Genomic DNA, 1,715 nt, shown 5'->3' on the forward strand with positions numbered 1-1,715 from the left:
GCCGGACCTGCGCCTCGAACAGCTCGTGGATGCACTTGTCCGATGGATAATCCGCCGCCGTCCGGTTCAGCTCCTCCAGCAGATAGCTGCGCTCGTCGGAGGACAGCAGCTCAATACGGCCTACCGGCTGCCCTGCATCGGCAACCATCGCCCGCAGCAGCGCCAGCAGATAACCACGCTGCCGCTCGATCGTCGCGGCATCGAACAGCGCCGTGGCATATCCAAACGTTCCGGCGATGATCCCATCGCGCTCGCCAAGGCTCAGCTCCAGATCGAACTTGACCTGATCGAGGCCATTGCCGGCAGGCTCGACGCTCAGCCCGGGAAGATCGAACGCCTCGACGGCGGCGTTCTGCCAGGCGAGCCCCACCTGGAACAGCGGCGTGTGATCGAGAGAGCGTGGCGGCTTGACGATCTCCACCACCTGCTCGAACGGCAGGTCCTGATGCTCCTGCGCGGCGAGCGCCGTGCGCCGCGTCCGTTCCAGAAGCTCCGAGACGCTCGGCTCGCCCGACAGGTCCAGCCGCAGCGCCAGGGTGTTGACGAAGAAGCCGATCAGCTCTTCGATCTCGCGCCGACCGCGATTGGCGCTCGGCACGCCGATGACAAGGTCGTCCTGTCCGGACAGACGCGACAGCACCGCCGCCCAGGCGGCCAGCACCGTCATGAACAAGGTCGTGCCGTGCTGGCGGCTCAGCCGTTTCAGCCCCCGCGTCAGATCCGCGTCGATGACGATCGGAACGGTCGCCCCGGCAAACGACTGTTGTTCCGGCCGCGGCCGGTCGGTCGGCAGCGCCAGACGGGCCGGAGCGCCGGCGAGGTTCTCGCGCCAATATTGCGCCTGTGTCTGCAGCCGTTCGCCCGACAGCCATTGGCGTTGCCAGGCGGCGTAGTCCGGATACTGGAGGACGAGTGGCGGCAGCGGCTCGCCCTGTCCGGCCAGGAACGCCCGGTAGAGGCTGCTCAGTTCACGCACCAGCACGCCCATCGACCAGCCGTCCGAGACGATGTGATGCTGGGTCAGCAGGAAGACATGCTCCTGATCCGACAGCCGGATGAGCCGTCCGCGGATCAGCGGGCCATGGGCAAGATCGAACGGAGCATGGGCCTCTTCATGGCACAGCTCCAGAAGGGTTGCTTCGGCGTCCGGCCCGGCCTTGAGATCGTGTTCGATTACCGGCAGCCCTGTGTCGGGCGGCAGAAGCGCGACGCGGGGCTCATCCTCCGAGTCGACAAAGACGCTGCGCAGCGCCTCATGACGCGCGAACAAACGGTCGAGGCTGCGCTGCCAGGCGCTGCGGTCGAGCGTACCCCTCAGGCGCAAGGCCAGCGGCACGTGGTAATTGGTGCCGGCCGCATCCAGCTGCGCCAGGAACCACAGCCGCTGCTGCGCGAACGACAGCACAAGCGGCTCGTCGCGCGACACGGCCGCGATCGCCGGCAGGTCTTGCGGATCGGCGCGGCTCAACACCTCGACGATGCCTGTCGCCAGATCGCAAAGCACTGGCCTGGCGAACAGCGTCGACAGCGACAGTTCCACACCAACGGCCCGCGACAGCCGGCTCACGAGCCTGACGGCGAGCAGCGAGTGGCCGCCGAGCTCGAAGAAGTTGTCGTGGCGGCCGACCCGCTCGACGCCGAGCAGCTCGGCCCAGATCTGTGCCAGCATCGTCTCGATCTCGCCCTTCGGCGCCGCATAGGCGGCCCGCGCATAG

General features: G+C 67.5%; 1 protein-coding gene. It reads right to left on the bottom strand.

The window, feature by feature from the left end; genetic code table 11:
* Nucleotides 1-1,715: condensation domain-containing protein (locus QN219_RS33685; RefSeq protein ID WP_284004746.1), on the bottom strand; the 1,715-nt coding region annotated here is incomplete at both ends.

Origin of the sequence: Sinorhizobium sp. 8-89 (assembly GCF_030124325.1) — a bacterium.
Lineage (GTDB): Bacteria > Pseudomonadota > Alphaproteobacteria > Rhizobiales > Rhizobiaceae > Sinorhizobium.